This window comes from Streptomyces sp. NPDC054840 (assembly GCF_053611065.1).
In genome coordinates this window covers 1-2,219 of sequence record NZ_JBSGZP010000942.1, presented here as the reverse complement: position 1 = coordinate 2,219, position 2,219 = coordinate 1, and the positions used below count along the sequence as shown (strand labels likewise).

The window sequence follows — 2,219 nt, the reverse complement described above, 5'->3', positions numbered from 1 at the left end:
CCCCTCACCCGAGTGGCTGGGTGAGGGGGACGGCCTGTGGTCCGGGAGGGCTACTCCGACTCGGCCTCCAGATTGCCCTCTGTGTCCAGGTAGACCTGGCGCAGGGATTCGAGGATATGCGGGTCCGGCTTCTCCCACATGCCGCGCGACTCGGCCTCCAGCAGGCGTTCCGCGATGCCGTGGAGGGCCCAGGGGTTGGCCTCCTCCAGGAAGGCGCGGTTCGTCGGGTCCAGGACGTACGTCTCGGTGAGCTTGTCGTACATCCAGTCCGCGACCACGCCCGTCGTGGCGTCGTACCCGAAGAGGTAGTCCACCGTCGCCGCGAGCTCGAAGGCGCCCTTGTAGCCGTGGCGGCGCATCGCCTCGATCCACTTCGGGTTCACCACGCGGGCCCGGAAGACACGCGAGGTCTCCTCGACCAAGGTGCGGGTCTTGACCGTCTCCGGGCGGGTGGAGTCACCGATGTAGGCCTCGGGAGCGCTGCCGCGCAGGGCGCGGACCGTGGCCACCATGCCGCCGTGGTACTGGAAGTAGTCGTCCGAGTCGGCGATGTCGTGCTCGCGGGTGTCCGTGTTCTTCGCCGCGACCGTGATGCGCTTGTAGGCCGTCTCCATCTCGTCCCGGGCGGGGCGTCCTTCCAGGCCCCGGCCGTACGCGTAGCCGCCCCACACCGTGTAGACCTCCGCGAGGTCGGCGTCCGTACGCCAGTCGCGGGAGTCGATCAGCTGGAGGATGCCGGCGCCGTACGTACCCGGGCGCGAGCCGAAGATACGGGTCGTCGCGCGGCGCTCGTCGCCGTGCTCGGCCAGGTCCGCCTGGGCGTGGGCCCGGATGAAGTTGTCCGAGGCGGGCTCGTCCAGGGACGCGGCCAGGCGCACCGCGTCGTCCAGCAGGCCGATGACGTGCGGGAAGGCGTCGCGGAAGAAGCCCGAGATACGGAGCGTGACGTCGATGCGCGGGCGGCCGAGCTCGGCGAGCGGGATCGGCTCCAGGCCCGTGACGCGGCGCGAGGCCTCGTCCCAGACCGGGCGGATGCCCAGCAGGGAGAGGGCTTCGGCCACGTCGTCGCCCGACGTGCGCATCGCACTCGTGCCCCACAGGGACAGGCCGACGGACGCGGGCCACTCGCCGTTGTCCGTGCGGTAGCGGGTGAGGAGGGACTCGGCCAGGGCCTGGCCCGTCTCCCACGCGAGGCGGGAGGGGACGGCCTTCGGGTCGACCGAGTAGAAGTTGCGGCCCGTCGGCAGGACGTTGACCAGGCCGCGCAGCGGCGAGCCCGAAGGGCCCGCCGGGATGAAACGGCCGTCCAGGGCCGCGACCACGTGGGCGATCTCGTCCGTGGTGCCGGCCAGGCGCGGGACCACCTCACGGGCCGCGAAGGACAGGACCGCCGCGACGTCCGCCGGGTGGTCCGCTGCGACCGAGGACACGGCGTCCGGGGACCAGTCCGCGTCCTCCATCGCCTGGACCAGCGCGCGGGCCTGCTCCTCGATCGCGTCCGCCGACGTACGCGTGGGCGCGGACTCGTCCAGGCCGAGCGCCTCGCGCAGACCCGGAAGGGCCGTGGTACCGCCCCAGATCTGACGGGCGCGCAGGATCGCGAGGACCAGGTTGACACGGGCCTCGCCGGTAGGCGCGCCGCCCAGGACGTGCAGGCCGTCGCGGATCTGGGCGTCCTTGACCTCGCACAGCCAGCCGTCGACGTGCAGCAGGAAGTCGTCGAAGCCGTCGTCGTCGGGGCGTGCTTCGAGGCCCAGGTCGTGGTCGAGCTTCGCCGCCTGGATCAGGGTCCAGATCTGGGCGCGGATGGCCGGCAGCTTCGCCGGGTCCATCGCGGAGATCTGCGCGTACTCGTCCAGGTGCTGCTCCAGGCGCGCGATGTCGCCGTACGACTCCGCGCGCGCCATCGGCGGCACCAGGTGGTCGACCAGGGTGGCGTGCACGCGGCGCTTGGCCTGGGTGCCCTCGCCCGGGTCGTTGACCAGGAACGGGTAGATGAGGGGCAGGTCACCGAGGGCGGCGTCCGGCGCGCAGGCGGCGGAAAGGCCCGCGTTCTTGCCCGGCAGCCACTCCAGGTTGCCGTGCTTGCCCAGGTGGATCATGGCGTCGGCGCCGAAGCCGCCGTCCTGCGCGCGCGCCTGGATCCAGCGGTACGCGGCCAGGTAGTGGTGCGAGGGCGGCAGGTCCGGGTCGTGGTAGATCGCGATCGGGTTCTCGCC

The 2,219-nt window shown here is 72.1% G+C and carries 1 protein-coding gene; it reads right to left on the bottom strand.

All coding sequences use genetic code 11. The features are described 5' to 3' along the window. Positions 1-50: 50 nt before the first annotated feature. Positions 51-2,219, bottom strand: a 2,169-nt coding sequence (gene cobN / locus ACWGIU_RS36220) for a cobaltochelatase subunit CobN (RefSeq protein ID WP_453712326.1), incomplete at its 5' end; no start/stop codon positions are given.